Source organism: Brevundimonas sp. G8, assembly GCF_902506205.1.
GTDB lineage: Bacteria > Pseudomonadota > Alphaproteobacteria > Caulobacterales > Caulobacteraceae > Brevundimonas.
This window is the reverse complement of sequence record NZ_LR732816.1, coordinates 3,074,536-3,087,930: the sequence shown is the minus strand read 5'-3', so window position 1 is coordinate 3,087,930 and position 13,395 is coordinate 3,074,536. Positions and strand designations below refer to the sequence as shown.

The 13,395-nt window shown below is 65.6% G+C and carries 14 protein-coding genes; 4 read left to right on the top strand and 10 right to left on the bottom strand.

The features are described from left to right. Positions 1-89 precede the first annotated feature (89 nt). Genes tatC through CHRYSEO8AT_RS14890 form a run of 3 tightly spaced genes read right to left on the bottom strand, consistent with a single transcriptional unit; the run spans position 90 to position 1,788 of the window. The gene (gene tatC / locus CHRYSEO8AT_RS14900; protein WP_159851314.1) at positions 90-980 is read right to left on the bottom strand and encodes a twin-arginine translocase subunit TatC; all 891 of its coding nucleotides are present in this window, start codon (positions 978-980) and stop codon (positions 90-92) included. Continuing rightward, on the bottom strand, positions 977-1,546 hold the full coding sequence (gene tatB / locus CHRYSEO8AT_RS14895) for a Sec-independent protein translocase protein TatB (protein ID WP_159851312.1): 570 nt from the start codon (positions 1,544-1,546) through the stop codon (positions 977-979). Before tatB ends, tatC begins: the two co-directional genes overlap by 4 nt. Before the next feature lie 23 nt (positions 1,547-1,569). Further along, a complete protein-coding gene (locus CHRYSEO8AT_RS14890) occupies positions 1,570-1,788 on the bottom strand; it encodes a twin-arginine translocase TatA/TatE family subunit (protein WP_159851310.1) in 219 nt (72 codons plus the stop codon). Between the two features lie 110 nt (positions 1,789-1,898). Between CHRYSEO8AT_RS14890 and rnhA the strand changes: the two genes are divergently transcribed. Continuing rightward, a complete protein-coding gene (gene rnhA, locus CHRYSEO8AT_RS14885; protein WP_159851308.1) occupies positions 1,899-2,351 on the top strand; it encodes a ribonuclease HI in 453 nt (150 codons plus the stop codon). Here the strand turns inward: rnhA and CHRYSEO8AT_RS14880 are convergent. The 7 genes from CHRYSEO8AT_RS14880 to kdsA all read right to left on the bottom strand — a co-directional run bounded on the left by CHRYSEO8AT_RS14880 (position 2,348) and on the right by kdsA (position 9,768). After that, entirely contained in the window at positions 2,348-3,745 is a 1,398-nt protein-coding gene (locus CHRYSEO8AT_RS14880) for an MFS transporter (RefSeq protein WP_159851306.1), read from the bottom strand. The genes rnhA and CHRYSEO8AT_RS14880 overlap by 4 nt on opposite strands. A gap of 31 nt (positions 3,746-3,776) precedes the next feature. Then, positions 3,777-4,235, bottom strand: coding sequence for an NfeD family protein (locus CHRYSEO8AT_RS14875; protein ID WP_159851304.1), 459 nt, complete (start codon positions 4,233-4,235; stop codon positions 3,777-3,779). Between the two features lie 17 nt (positions 4,236-4,252). Next, the gene (locus CHRYSEO8AT_RS14870) at positions 4,253-5,248 is read right to left on the bottom strand and encodes an SPFH domain-containing protein (RefSeq protein ID WP_159851302.1); all 996 of its coding nucleotides are present in this window, start codon (positions 5,246-5,248) and stop codon (positions 4,253-4,255) included. A gap of 76 nt (positions 5,249-5,324) precedes the next feature. Next, a complete protein-coding gene (locus CHRYSEO8AT_RS14865) occupies positions 5,325-6,416 on the bottom strand; it encodes a DUF3089 domain-containing protein (protein WP_159851300.1) in 1,092 nt (363 codons plus the stop codon). Further along, the gene (gene rfaD, locus CHRYSEO8AT_RS14860) at positions 6,416-7,417 is read right to left on the bottom strand and encodes an ADP-glyceromanno-heptose 6-epimerase (protein WP_236547565.1); all 1,002 of its coding nucleotides are present in this window, start codon (positions 7,415-7,417) and stop codon (positions 6,416-6,418) included. Before rfaD ends, CHRYSEO8AT_RS14865 begins: the two co-directional genes overlap by 1 nt. Continuing rightward, on the bottom strand, positions 7,414-8,871 hold the full coding sequence (gene rfaE2, locus CHRYSEO8AT_RS14855) for a D-glycero-beta-D-manno-heptose 1-phosphate adenylyltransferase (RefSeq protein ID WP_159851298.1): 1,458 nt from the start codon (positions 8,869-8,871) through the stop codon (positions 7,414-7,416). The genes rfaD and rfaE2 overlap by 4 nt, the downstream gene beginning before the upstream one ends. Before the next feature lie 27 nt (positions 8,872-8,898). Beyond that, complete coding sequence (gene kdsA / locus CHRYSEO8AT_RS14850) at positions 8,899-9,768, bottom strand: 3-deoxy-8-phosphooctulonate synthase (RefSeq protein ID WP_370514246.1); 870 nt, start codon at positions 9,766-9,768, stop codon at positions 8,899-8,901. A 112-nt stretch (positions 9,769-9,880) separates the two neighbouring features. Here kdsA and CHRYSEO8AT_RS14845 point away from each other — a divergent pair, with 112 nt between their 5' ends. From CHRYSEO8AT_RS14845 to sseA, 3 genes are read left to right on the top strand one after another with little or no spacing between them, the layout of a single operon-like run. Further along, the gene (locus tag CHRYSEO8AT_RS14845) at positions 9,881-11,335 is read left to right on the top strand and encodes a deoxyribodipyrimidine photo-lyase (RefSeq protein ID WP_159851296.1); all 1,455 of its coding nucleotides are present in this window, start codon (positions 9,881-9,883) and stop codon (positions 11,333-11,335) included. An 18-nt stretch (positions 11,336-11,353) separates the two neighbouring features. After that, entirely contained in the window at positions 11,354-12,574 is a 1,221-nt protein-coding gene (locus tag CHRYSEO8AT_RS14840; protein WP_159851294.1) for a cyclopropane-fatty-acyl-phospholipid synthase family protein, read from the top strand. Next, on the top strand, positions 12,571-13,395 hold the full coding sequence (gene sseA / locus CHRYSEO8AT_RS14835; protein WP_159851292.1) for a 3-mercaptopyruvate sulfurtransferase: 825 nt from the start codon (positions 12,571-12,573) through the stop codon (positions 13,393-13,395). The genes CHRYSEO8AT_RS14840 and sseA overlap by 4 nt, the downstream gene beginning before the upstream one ends.

Below are 13,395 nucleotides of genomic sequence, written 5' to 3'. Positions count from 1 at the left end.
GAAAGAGGGCCGGGGAGCAATCCCCGGCCCTTTTCATGTCCGCATCCATGGAATCTGAGTTTTGACTACAAGCCGTCGTATTGGGCGGTTCAGGCGACTTCGGCTTCCAGATCGTCGGCCTTCTTGCGGCGCAGTTCGATCAGACGCACGCACCAGATCGACACCTCGTAGAGGATGACCAGAGGCACGGCGAGCATCAGCTGGCTGATCGGATCCGGCGGCGTGACCACGGCGGCGACCACCACCACTGCGACGATGGCGTAGCGACGGCCCGAGGCCATGACCTTGGAATTGATCAGCCCAGCCAGGCCCAGCAAGGTCGTGACGACCGGCAGTTGGAAGCACAGGCCAAAGGCCAGCAGCAGCGAGGTCACCAGGCTGAGATAGTCGGAGATCTTGGTGGTCTGGGCCACGGAAATTCCGTCGCTGGCCACCTGCTGACTCAACGAGAAAAGCATCACGAACGGCAGCATGACATAATAGACCAGCGCCCCGCCCAGGCAGAACATGACCGGCGCGGCGATCAGGAACGGCAGGAAGGCGCCGCGCTCGTTGCGATACAGGCCCGGTGCGACGAAGCGGTACATCTGCCAGGCCATGACCGGGAAGGTCAGGACGGCGGCGCCGAAGGCCGCGATCTTCATCTTGGTGAACAGCTGCTCCAGCGGCGCCGTCGCAATCAGCTGCACGACGGCCGCGCTGCCGGGCGGATAGGGCTTCAGCCCTGTCATCACGGCGATCAGCTCGAGGGGATTGGCGTGACCGCCGCTCGCCATGGCCGCAGCATGGACCGCGACCGCCGCTTGATAGGGTTTGATCAGGGCGATCTGGATCTGATTCGCGAAGGCGAAGCAGAAAATGAACGCCAGGAAGAAGGCCACGACGCAAATCAGCAGCCGCCCGCGCAGCTCGATCAGGTGATCCATCAAGGGCGCGCGCGACGCCTCGATCTCGGCCTCGTCACGATCGGGAGACGTCACAGGTCAGCGGCCTTCTTGCGCGGGGTCTTGGGCTTGGCGGTCGAAGGCTTTGTCTTGGCGGCCGGGGCCGCCGCCTTGGGCTTGGCCGATGCGCGCGGCTTGGTCGTCGAGGCTTTGGCGGTCGTCGCCGGCTTCGCCTTCGCGGCCGCCCGTTTGGGTTTCGTTTCCGCGACGAGCTCAGCCGGCGTATCCGGCCATTCGTCGGCGGCGGGCGTCATGACCGGCGCTTCCGGCTCGGGCGCAGGCAGTGCGGCCGTGGGCGTCGGCGCCTTCAGCCCGGCATTGATGTCCTTGAAGGCGGCGTCCGCCTCGGCCCCTAGGGGATACATGGCCCCCTGCCCCGTCCGCAGCGCCTCGACCTCCTTGCGCAGGTCGTCCAGCTCGGACTGACGCGCCATCTCGTCGAAGCTCGATCGGAACTCGGTGGCCATGGCGCGCGCCTTGGCGACCATCTGGCCGACGCGACGCATCAGAACAGGCAAATCCTTTGGCCCCACCACAAGCAGGGCCACCAGACCGATCACCACTAATTCGAAGCCCCCGATACCGGGGCCGAGCCCGCCCATGCGTCAGCCCTTACAGACGACGACTAGCGCTTCAGCTCTTCCTTTTCCGCCTCGGTGCGCGGCAGCGAGCTGACGCCGTCGTGCGGGCCGTCCTTCTTGTCTTCGTCTTTCAGGCCATCCTTGAACGCGCGAATGCCCTTGGCCGCGTCGCCCATGATGCCCGACAGTTTGCCCCGGCCGCCAAACAGCAGCGCGATGACGACAATTACGATGGCCCAATGCCAGATGCTCATGGAGCCCATGGCTAATCTCCTCGCGGGGACCGGTCATCCGATCCCATCCACTATTCTTCGATCCGCATATAGGCGCAGTGATGGCCCCACGCCAAGGGACGCTGTAGGTCTGCGCGACCATGAGTCTCTCCGATCACGTCATCATCCACACCGACGGTGCCTGCAAGGGCAATCCCGGCCCCGGCGGCTGGGGCGTCCTGCTCCAGACGGGCGGCGGTCACGAAAAGGAATTGTGGGGCGGCGAAGCCAACACAACCAACAACCGCATGGAGCTGATGGCCGCCATCATGGCGCTGGAAGCGCTGAAGCGGCCCTGCAAGGTCGAACTGCATACCGACAGCAAATACGTTATGCAGGGAATCACCGAATGGATGCGCGGCTGGAAGGCGCGGGGCTGGCTGACTGCGGACAAGAAGCCGGTCAAGAACGCCGAACTGTGGCAGCGCCTGGATACCGCCCGCCTGCGTCACGACGTCAAATGGCGCTGGGTGAAGGGCCACGCGGGCCATGAGCTGAACGAGCGCGCGGACCAGCTGGCGAATCGCGGCGTCGCCGACCTGAAGCGGCGCTAGACCGCCTCGACTTCCTTTTCTGGCTCGGACGGACGACGCCGCACGCGCGATCCGCTCATGACCGCGCCGAACAGGGCCGTGACGGCCGCGATCTGAAACCCGTGCCCGACCCCGCCGATGGGCGCCGCCGACAGCAGGAAGGCGACCACGACCGCGCCCAGCGACTGGCCCAAGACACGCGCCATGCCCAGCGTGCCGCCCGCAGCGCCCGCGCGCTCCCTCGGCGCTTCCGACAGAAGGGCGCGGTTGTTGGGCGACTGGAAAAAGCCGAAGCCTGCACCGCAGACCGCCATTCGCCACACGACGTCGAAGTGCGTCGAATCGGCGTTAAGGAAGCTCAACGCCATCAGGCCGCAGGCGAAGACGCTCAAGCCGATCGCGCCCAGCACGCCCGCCGAATATCGATCCGACAGATAGCCAGCCAAGGGCGCAGCGATCATCGTCGCCAGCGGCCAAGGCGTCATCAACAGGCCCGTCTCGACCGCCGTGAGCCGCAACGACCCCTGAAGGAAGAAGGGCAAGGCCACGAAGGCCATCATCTGCGCCGTGAAGGAAATGATGGAGGTCGCCACCGATAGGCTGAACATCGGCCGCGCCAACAGATCCAGCGGGATCAGAGGCGAGGCGCGCGACCGCTCGTGACGAATCAGGAGCACACCAGCCGCCAGCCCTGCCCCCGTCAAACCGAACCCCAACACGGCCGCCTCGCCATGCGCCAGCGCCTGTAAGCCCGTGATGACCAAGCCGAACGCCGCCGCATTCAGCGCCGCTCCGGTCCAGTTCAGCTTGCGCTTGTGCAGCGGATTGTGCGGCAAGGTGAACCCGGCCAGCGACACGGCCAACAGCCCGATGGGTATGTTCAGCGCAAACAGCCAGCGCCAGTGCCCCACGGCCAAGATGGCGCTGGCGATGGTCGGGCCGGCCGCGGCCGATAGGGATACGATCACAGCGTTGATGCCCACCGCACGACCCAGCAGGCTCTGCGGATAGGTGAACCGCACCAGGGCGCCGTTGACGCTCATGATGCCCGCCGCGCCAAACCCCTGGATCACACGGGCCAGGCTCAACGCCTCGATGGAGTTGGCGAAGACGCAGGCGATGGACGCCAGGGTGAAGACGGCCAGCCCCGCCTGCGACACCCGTCGATAGCCGACGATCTCGCCCAGCGACGCGAGCGGCAACAGGGCGACGACGATGGCGATCTGATAGGCGTTGACGATCCAGATCGAGGCCGCCGACGACGCCTGCAGATCCTGTGCGATTGACGGCAGGGCGACGTTGGCGATGGCCCCGTCCAAGACCGCCAGAGTGATCCCCAGGCCGATGGACACGATGGCCCAATACCGCCGAGGCTTGGGCAGGCCGTCCGAGGCGGCGTTCTGGCTGGCTGTCATTTCTGACGAACGCCTCTCGGGCCGCCTCGTTTCAGACGGGGGACTGAACCGTCAACAAAGACCCGGTGATGCGCGTTACCACGACGTCCTGCCCCTCCACCGGCGCTTCGCCCTCGACCTCGGCCGGCCATTCTGCGCCCGAGATGAAGACACGGCCGCGCCCGGAGACGAAGGCCTCCACAACACGAGCCCGCTGGCCGATCAGACGGCTGTCGCGGTCGTTGATGTCAGGACCGTCGGGATTAGCCTTGGCAATCAACCGCCGAGACAAAAGCGTGGCGATGACCGTCAAAACAGCAAAGACGGCGACCTCGCCCGGCAGACCCAGTCGCACCCCTGCCGCCGTCATGACCGCGACGACACCGGCCGAAACGGCGGGCCACAGCAGCCATTCGGTCGAGAACATCGCCTCGACCGCCAGCAGCAGAACCCCGATAGCCAGCCAGATCCAGAACGGCTGGGCGGCATAGAGATCAGCGAGCGACAGCATCGGTCAGCGTCCTTCGATCAGGCCGAGGGAGGGACAGCGGCGCCCGCAGGGCGACGCGGCGGTGCGGGACGGACGGGCGGCGTGGGAGCGGCGCCGGAGTTCTGCTCCTTGGCCAAGCCGACCATCTCGCCGATGCCGGCGATGGTGCCGACAAGAGCGCCCATTTCGGCAGGCACGATGACGGTGCGTTGCTGCGGGCTGCGGGCCAGTTCGGCGAAGGCTTCGACATACTTCTGGGCGATGAAGTAGTTGATGGCGTTCACGTCGCCGCGCGCGATGGCCTCGGACACCATGGCGGTGGCCTTTGCCTCCGCTTGAGCTTCGCGTTCACGAGCCTCTGCGTCGCGGAAAGCGGCTTCCTTGCGGCCTTCGGCCTGAAGGATGGCGGCCTGTTTGGCGCCTTCAGCGCGCGCGATAGCGGCCTGTTTTTCGCCCTCTGCTTCCGTGATGATTGCGCGCTTTTCGCGCTCAGCCTTCATCTGGCGAGCCATGGCGTTCGTGATGTCGACAGGTGGAGTAAGATCCTTGATCTCGATCCTGTTGACCTTGACGCCCCAGGGTTCGGTCGCAGCGTCGATGACCGTCAGCAATCGCGTGTTGATCGAGTCTCGTTGAAAAAGGACCTCGTCCAGTTCCATCGAACCGACCACCGTTCGCAGGTTGGTCATGCAGAGCTGGGTGATGGCATAAGGAAGATTCTCGACCCGGTAAGCGCCCGCTGAGGCGTTCATGACTTGAATGAACACGATCGCATCGACCTTCACCATGGCGTTGTCCTTGGTGATGACCTCCTGCGTCGGAACATCCAGCACCTGCTCCATCATATTCATGCGGCGGCCCACCCGCTCGACGAACGGGGTCAGGAAGCCGATGCCGGGGCTCAGCGTCTTGGTGTATTTGCCGAAGCGTTCAACGGTGAATTCACGGCCTTGCGGCACGATCTTGATCACGCTGATCAAGAGTACGATGGCGAGAAGCAACACTACGCCGGCGAATATGGTGGTGACGTCCATTCAGATCCTCCCTGAGGCGGTCAACCTACGCGCTGGACGCGAGCGGCGCCATAGAAACCGGACGACGTAATAGATGCTAAAGGCCGCGCTTGGCCCGCCATGCCGCCAAGCGGACGCTGACGTCACGCTCGATGTCGCCGTAGAACAGGTTGTAGGGCACGATCTTGCGCCGATCCGCCCAGCTTCCACCGGCCGTCAGAAAGTCGGCGTCGGGCGCGCTGTGCCACAGCAGCCCGCCGCGGCATTCGGTCGAAATCAGTCGTCCGGTCAGGGCCGGACGCGCACCCCACTCCAGCCCCGTCGCATTGGTCGCCCCGCTGTGCTGGCGAGCCTCGGCACGCGGTGGAGCCGTTGCTCCGGTCACCGGATTGACGCAGATCGGCGCGGTCGTCAGCCCGACCAGTTCGCCCCGGTCGTTCCAGTCCAGCGCCCGCCGCAGCTTGCGCCGCGCCGCCGATTCGTCGCCGTTCTCGACCGAGGACCAGGCGACGATACAGCCCGTCTCGTCCGAGGCGTCGCAGGGCGCAACCCTCTGCTGGAACATCTCGCGACTGACCATGGTCTCGATCAGATAGGCCGCGACCAGCCGGTCCTTTAGCTTCGGATCGGAGCGAAGCGCGTCGCGCACCAGTAGCGCGGACAGTTCGCCGCCCTGCTCCACCCCCGCGATCACGATCGGCCCGGTCGGATGATTGCGAAGCCATAGCGCGAAGGCCGCCTTTACATCCTCATAGGCGAAGGCCCGCGCCTCACGCGCATCGTCGCGCAGGGTCAGCCGCGTATAGAGGCTGGCCTGGCGATAGAGCGGCGCGCTGACCTTGCCTTCCCTGGCGAAGGGCGAGGCGTAGTTCGGCAGGACGACGCGGCGCAGATAGGCGTTCGCCCGCGCATCGTCGATCGGCCCGTTCCACTCCGCGCCGCCGTCGAATGTGGTCGGCATGACGAAGAAGACGGCCGCCTGGTCCGGCGCGCCTTCGTCCATCAGCGCCCAGGACGACGCCGACCGATAATCCGGCGCAGGCGGCGGCTGATAGGTCTGGAACGGCACCTGAGGGTCCAGCCCGGCGCGAAGGATGTCACCACTCCACACCGCGACGGCGACCGTAAGGGCGAACACGGCGGCGAAGCCCGCATAGCCGACCCATTGCCTGAAGGTCAGCCGGCGCATCAGCGGTACGGATCGGCCATAGAGAGGAAGTCCTGGACGTAGCGACGCACACCTTCTTCCAGCGGCGTGGATTGCCCCTCAAATCCAGCGGCGCGGATGCGGTCCATGCGCGCCTCGGTGAAATACTGGTACCGGTCGCGGATCACCTCGGGCATGTCGATGTACTCGATCGACGGCTCCTTGCCGGCGGCAGCGAATGTGGCGCGCGCCAGATCGGCGAACGACCTCGCCTGACCGGACCCGGCGTTAAAGACGCCGGACACCTCGGGCGATTGCAGCAGGAACTCGATGATATCGACCACGTCGTCGACATAGACGAAGTCGCGCAGCTGGCCGCCGTCGGGATAGCTCGGATTGTACGACCGGAACAGGCTGACCGCGTCGCCCGCCTCGACCTTGGGCCAGATCTGGGCCACGACCGACTTCATCCCGCCCTTGTGACCCTCGTTCGGCCCATAGACGTTGAAGAATTTCAGTCCGGCCCACTGGCGCGGCGCCTGGCCGCGATCCGACTGGCGCACGGCATGCTGATCGAACAGCATTTTCGAATATCCATAGGCGTTTAGCGGCCGGAGCTTCGATAGAGACTCCGCATCATCATCGTCGTTGAATCCAGCGTCGCCGTCGCCATAGGTGGCGGCCGAGGACGCGTAGATCATCCTGGCGTCCCGGATCGTGCACCAGTCCCATAGCTCCCGCGACAAGGTGAAGTTGGTTCGCAGGATCAGGTCCGCATCTGGTTCAGTCGTCGAAGAGATGGCGCCCATGTGCACGACAGCCTCGATCCGTTCGGCGTGACGCTCCAACTGTTCGAACAACTCCTCGGGCGACCAGAAGTCGGCAATGGCGTGTTTGGCTACGTTCTTCCACTTGGCCAGGTCGGCGGTCTCCAGCCGATCGCAGACCACGACGTCATAGGCCGTCTCGGCCGTCAGGCGCGCCACGATGTTGGAGCCGATGAAGCCGGCACCGCCGGTGACGACGATCATGCGAGGCGTCATTGCTGGGATCCTGTGGTCATCTTCTCGATCGTCCGCGTGGTCGAATAGCCGTCCTTGAAGTCCGCCAGCCTGACCTCGCCCCCCCAGCTCTCGACCAGATCGCCGCCGACCACGCCCTCGCGCGTGTAGTCGGAGCCCTTGATCAGCACGTCGGGCCGCAGCCGTTCGATCAAGGCGACCGGCGTCGGATCGTCAAAACTGGTCACGCGATCCACACTGGCCAGGCCGCCGATGACGACCGCCCGGCTGTCCAGATCGTTGACGGGCCGTCCCTCGCCTTTCAGCCGCCTGACCGAGGCGTCGGTGTTCAGCGCCACCACCAGCCGGTCGCACCAGCTGCGCGCCTGGGCCAGATAGGCGACGTGGCCCCGGTGGAGAATGTCGAAACAGCCGTTGGTGAAACCGACCTTCAGCCCCTGACGCCGCCAAGCCTCGACCTCGGCCGCCAATTCGTCCAGCGGCGTGACCTTGGCGACGGCGGCGGTGGCATGTTGGCCCAGTTCGGCTTCGATCAGTTCAGCGGGCGTCACCACGGCCGTCCCGGCTTTTCCCACCACCACGCCCGAAGCCAGGATGGCGAACTCGACCGCCGTCTCCAGCGGGGCTCCCGCGCCCAGGGCCAGGCCGATGGCGGCAAGACAGGTATCGCCGGCGCCCGAGACGTCGAACACTTCGCGCGCGCGTCCGGGGAAATGCTTTACCGGCTGGCCTCGCCGGGCCAGGCTCATGCCCTTGCCCGCGCGCGTGACGATCACGGCCTTGGCGGTCGTGGCGGCTAGCAGAGCCTCCAGCGCCGTCTCGACCTCCGCGTCCGTCCCGACCTGGAGGCCGGTCGCGCCAGCCAGTTCCGAACCATTGGGCTTGATCACATCGACCGCCCCATAGCGGGCGAAGTCGCGTCCCTTGGGATCGACCACGATCGGCGCGCCCGACGTCTGAGCCGCCGTCAGAGCCGAGGCGATCAGCTCGTCGCCGACAACGCCCTTAGCATAGTCGGAGAGGAGATAGACGGAAGCACCTGTAAACGCGTCGGAACTATCGATGGATACTGGGGCAGCTTCGTCGTCCAGACGTAACAACTGCTGTCCCGCCGAAACGAACCGCGTCTTGACGATGGTGGCGGCTTGGGCTGGCCGTGTCAGTGCATCCTCGATGCGGGGCTCGGCGGCGATGAGAGCAGTGAGCTCCGCGCCCGCCGCATCGTCCCCGACGACGGCGCCCAAACGGGCCACACCGCCCAAAGCCGCGATATTGCGCGCCACATTGCCGATGCCGCCGGGCATGGCGACGGTGCGGGCGGCGCGCAGCACCGGTATCGGCGCCTCGGGCGAGATGCGGCTGACCTCGCCATAGACGTAGCGGTCCAGCATCAGATCGCCGACGCAGGCGATCTTCAGGCCGCGCACGCGCTCCAGCAGGCTTTGCAGGGCGCCCAGGTCCAGGGTGTCAGACATGGGTCCGACCTAGAGGATTCAGGCGGCCTACGCCACCGGCGCCTTGGCCCCGATCTTGATGGCCAGGTCGTCGAAGGCGATCAGTTGCGCGGCCAGGGCCTCGAACTGGTCCAGCGGCACCATGTTGGGACCGTCCGACGGCGCATTGTCCGGGTCCGGGTGGGTTTCCACGAACACCGCGTCCACCCCGACCGAGACGGCGGCGCGCGCCAGCACCGGCACGAACTCGCGCTGGCCGCCCGAGGACGTGCCCTGCCCGCCCGGCTGTTGCACGCTGTGGGTCGCGTCGAACACGACAGGGCAGCCGATTTCACGCAACACCGGAAGCGCCCGCATGTCGCTGACCAGGGTGTTGTAGCCGAAGCTGGCGCCCCGCTCGCAGGCCATGACGTTGGGATTACCGGCGCCGACGACCTTGGCGATGACGTTCTTCATGTCCCAGGGGGCTAGGAACTGACCCTTCTTGATGTTGATCGCCTTGCCGGTTGCGGCGGCGGCCAGCAGCAGGTCGGTCTGGCGGCTGAGGAAGGCGGGGATCTGCAGCACGTCGACCACTTCGCCCACCGGACCGCACTGGGCCTCGGAGTGGACGTCGGTCAGGGTCGGCAGGCCGGTCACTTCGCGAATCTCGGCGAAGATCGGCATGGCCTCCTTCAGGCCAATGCCACGCGCGGCGCTGGCGCTGGTGCGGTTCGCCTTGTCGAAACTGGTCTTGTAGATGATGCCGACGTTCAGCCGCTCGCCGATTTCCTTCAGCGCATGGGCCGTTTCCAGCGCGTGCTGACGGCTCTCCATCTGGCAAGGACCGGCGATAAAGGCGATTCTGGCGCCGCCGCCGATGACGACAGGCGTCCGAAGACCTTCGGACAACGTAATGACTGCGTTGGGTCGGCTCACGAGGCGGCTCTTTCGAAGTTCGGGTGTTGTGGAGGCGGCGTTTGCCGCAGCTATTGGGCCATCAGGTGGCGCTCTGAATGGTTGAGCGCAAGTTATCACGGAGTTCGCCCGCGTGGCCACCAAGCCTGTCATCCTCTGGTTCCGCCGCGACCTGCGCCTGCACGACAACCCCGCCCTGAATCACGCCGCCGAGACGGGCCGGCCCATCCTGCCGGTCTTCATCCTGGATCACAGCCCCGACCGCCCAACCGGCGCGGCGTCGCTGTGGTGGCTCGACAAGTCGTTGCGGGCGCTCGACGCATCGCTTCAGGCGCGCGGTTCGCGGCTGATTTTGCGCAGCGGCGATTCGTTGGTCCAGCTTCAGAGCCTGATCGACGAGACAGATGCCGACGTGGTCTTCATGAACCGGCTGTTCGAACCCCAGGCGTTCGAACGCGACGCCGAGATCGCCCATGCGTTGAAAGCCGACGCCATCGACTGCCGCGGATTCAACGGATCGCTGCTGTGCCGCCCCGGCGCAGTGCTGAACGGCACGGGCGGCCCCTACAAGGTCTTCACCCCCTTTCTGAAGGCGCTTTTGGCCAAGGCCGAGGCGCCCGCGCACACGACTGGCCCTCGTGACATCGACACGCCATCCGCCATCGAAAGCGAATCGATTGACGATTTGAAGCTGCATCCGACCGAACCGGACTGGTCCAAAGGCTTCGACTGGACGCCGGGCGAAGACGGCGCCTCGGCCGCCCTGTCCGAATTTTTGTCCGGCGGATTGAAGACCTACGCGGTCGGCCGCGACCACCCTGACCGTCCCGCGACCAGCCGCCTGTCGCCGCACCTGCATTGGGGCGAGATCAGTCCGTGGCGCGCTGTCGAGCGTGCGCGCGATGCGGCAGAGATAGGCAAGGTCCCCGCCGCCGAGGCCGAAAAGTTCGTCGCCGAAATCGGTTGGCGCGATTTTTCCGCCCACCTACTCCACCATTTCCCGACCATGCCCGAGCGCGCCTTCCGCCCTGAATACGACGCCATGCCTTGGCGTGACGATCCCAAGGGCCTGGAGGCCTGGAAGCGCGGCCGCACGGGCTATCCTTTGGTTGATGCCGGCATGCGCCAACTTTGGACGACCGGCTGGATGCATAATCGCGTGCGGATGGTCGCCGCCTCGTTCTTGGTCAAACACCTGCTGATCGACTGGCGCGAGGGCGAGGCCTGGTTCTGGGACACGCTGGTCGATGCCGATCTGGCCAGCAATGTGCAGAACTGGCAGTGGGTCGCCGGGTCCGGGGCCGACGCCTCGCCCTATTTCCGCATCTTCAATCCGATCGCCCAAGGCGAAAAGTTCGACGTCAAGGGCGGCTATGTCCGCCGCTGGGTTCCCGAGTTGCGCGCCCTGCCCGACCGCTGGCTCCAGGCTCCCTGGACCGCCCCGGCCGAAGTGTTGCGCGACGCCGGTGTCAGGCTTGGCAAAGACTATCCCCACCCCATCTTGAATCATGGCCAAGCTCGCGCCCGCGCCCTCGACGCCCTCAAGACGGTGTCGGGACGCGGCGACGACACGACCGACCGTGATTGACGCGTAGAAAGGTTCATCATGAGTCTCGCCACGACCGACCTAGAGGCCGCCGCCGCCCGGACGCCCCGCGTCTTTGCGATGCTGCTTCGCCTGCTCGCCTCCAACTGGACCTTCGGGCGCCTAACGGTGCATCTACCGAATGGCGAAGCGCATGTGCTGGAAGGCAAACAGCCCGGCCCCAGCGGCGTGATGCACGTCAAGGATTACGGCTTCGCGCGCCGTGTCCTGGCCGCCGGCGATATCGGATTCGCAGAGGGCTATATGGCCGGCGAATGGGAAAGCCCGCATCTGGCCGCCCTGCTGGAGACCTTGGTCGATAACTACGACCACATCCGCCGCTTGTTCGACGGCAACTGGCTGATGATGGCGGTCAACTGGCTGTCGCACCGCAGCAACCGCAACAGCCGCACGGGGTCCAAAAAGAACATCCACGCCCATTACGACCTCGGCAACGCCTTCTATCTGAACTGGCTGGACGCCTCGATGACCTATTCGTCGGCGCGTTTCAGTCGCGAGGACGAGACGCTGGAAGCCGGTCAGCGCGAGAAATACGCCAGCCTGGCTCGGATGATGGACCTGAAACCCGGCATGTCGGTCTTGGAAATTGGCTGCGGCTGGGGCGGCTTCGCCGAGTTCGCAGCGCGTGAGGTCGGCGCCAACGTCACCGGCATCACCATCTCGAAAGAGCAGCACGACTTTGCGCAGCAACGGCTGTTCAATGCGGGGCTGGCCGAAAAAGCCAAGGTCGATCTGGTCGATTACCGCGATGTTCAGGGCCAGTTCGACCGTGTCGCTTCCATCGAAATGTTCGAGGCAGTGGGCAAGGAATACTGGCCCGCCTATTTCGACAAGGTCCACGATGTCCTCAAGCCGGGCGGCGTCGCGGGGCTACAGATCATCACCATCCAGGACGTCCTGTTCGAGGAGTACAACGCCCGCACCGACTTCATTCAGAAGTACGTCTTCCCTGGCGGCATGCTGCCGTCGGAGGAGCGACTGGCGCCCGTCACCTCTGCGGCGGGCCTGTCATGGCAGGCCGTCGAGCGGTTCGGCCTCGACTACGCCTCCACCCTGAAACGCTGGGACGAGCGCTTCCAGGCCAGTTGGTCCTACATCAGCAGGATTCCCGGTTTCGACGAGCGTTTCCGGCGGCTATGGCGCTTTTATCTCGCCTATTGCGAGGCCGGCTTCCGCTCCGGCCGCACCGACGTCATCCAACTGGCCCTGTCCCGACCATGAGCTTTCTAATTTCCACCGAAGATCTCGCCGCCCGCCTCGGCGAACCCGACCTGCGAATCGTCGATGGCAGCTGGAATCTGGACGGACGGGACGCGCGCGCCGACTTCGAGCAGGCTCATATTCCCGGCGCCGTCTTCTTCGATCTGGACGCCTTGTCGGACCGCGACAGCCCCCTGCCCCACATGATGCCGTCGCCGCAATCGTTCGCAGCATCCGTGGGCGCCCTCGGCATCGGCAGCGACGATCGGATCGTCGTCTATGACACGGCCGGCCTGTTCTCGGCGGCCCGCGTCTGGTGGATGTTGAAGACGATGGGCGCAAAGCACGTTCAAGTTCTGGACGGCGGTCTCCCACGTTGGCTGGCGCAGGACCGACCGGTGCAGACCGGCGAATCCGGGGCCGTCGCGACCATCTTCGAAGCCGCAGATCCCGGGAAGGCCATCGCCTCGATCGATGATGTTCGAGACGCCTTGGCCCAAGGCATTCAGGTCGTCGATGCGCGCGGCGCTGCGCGCTTCAACGGTCAGGCCGCCGAACCCCGCCCCGGTGTTCGTGGCGGTCGTATGCCAGGTGCGTTCAACCTGCCCTACGGTCGTCTGCTGAACGAGGACGGCACGATGAAGCGCGGTTCAGCGCTGAAGCAGACCTTCATCGAAGTTGGCGTGGACCTCGACCAGCCCGTCGTCACCACATGCGGCTCCGGCGTCACCGCCGCCATCCTGACCCTGGGCCTGGCAGAGCTGGGCCGACCGTCAAAACTTTACGACGGTTCCTGGTCCGAATGGGGCGCCCGCGAGGACACCCCGGTCGAGACAGGCTGA

Bases quoted from the DNA above. Each gene is read 5' to 3' on its own strand.
- tatB (WP_159851312.1), bottom strand. From the start codon at position 1,546: ATGGGCGGGCTCGGCCCCGGTATCGGGGGCTTCGAATTAGTGGTGATC.
- CHRYSEO8AT_RS14890 (WP_159851310.1), bottom strand. From the start codon at position 1,788: ATGGGCTCCATGAGCATCTGGCATTGGGCCATCGTAATTGTCGTCATC.
- rnhA (WP_159851308.1), top strand. From the start codon at position 1,899: ATGAGTCTCTCCGATCACGTCATCATCCACACCGACGGTGCCTGCAAG.
- CHRYSEO8AT_RS14880 (WP_159851306.1), bottom strand. From the start codon at position 3,745: ATGACAGCCAGCCAGAACGCCGCCTCGGACGGCCTGCCCAAGCCTCGG.
- CHRYSEO8AT_RS14875 (WP_159851304.1), bottom strand. From the start codon at position 4,235: ATGCTGTCGCTCGCTGATCTCTATGCCGCCCAGCCGTTCTGGATCTGG.
- CHRYSEO8AT_RS14870 (WP_159851302.1), bottom strand. From the start codon at position 5,248: ATGGACGTCACCACCATATTCGCCGGCGTAGTGTTGCTTCTCGCCATC.
- CHRYSEO8AT_RS14865 (WP_159851300.1), bottom strand. From the start codon at position 6,416: ATGCGCCGGCTGACCTTCAGGCAATGGGTCGGCTATGCGGGCTTCGCC.
- rfaD (WP_236547565.1), bottom strand. From the start codon at position 7,417: ATGACGCCTCGCATGATCGTCGTCACCGGCGGTGCCGGCTTCATCGGC.
- rfaE2 (WP_159851298.1), bottom strand. From the start codon at position 8,871: ATGTCTGACACCCTGGACCTGGGCGCCCTGCAAAGCCTGCTGGAGCGC.
- CHRYSEO8AT_RS14840 (WP_159851294.1), top strand. From the start codon at position 11,354: ATGAGTCTCGCCACGACCGACCTAGAGGCCGCCGCCGCCCGGACGCCC.
- sseA (WP_159851292.1), top strand. From the start codon at position 12,571: ATGAGCTTTCTAATTTCCACCGAAGATCTCGCCGCCCGCCTCGGCGAA.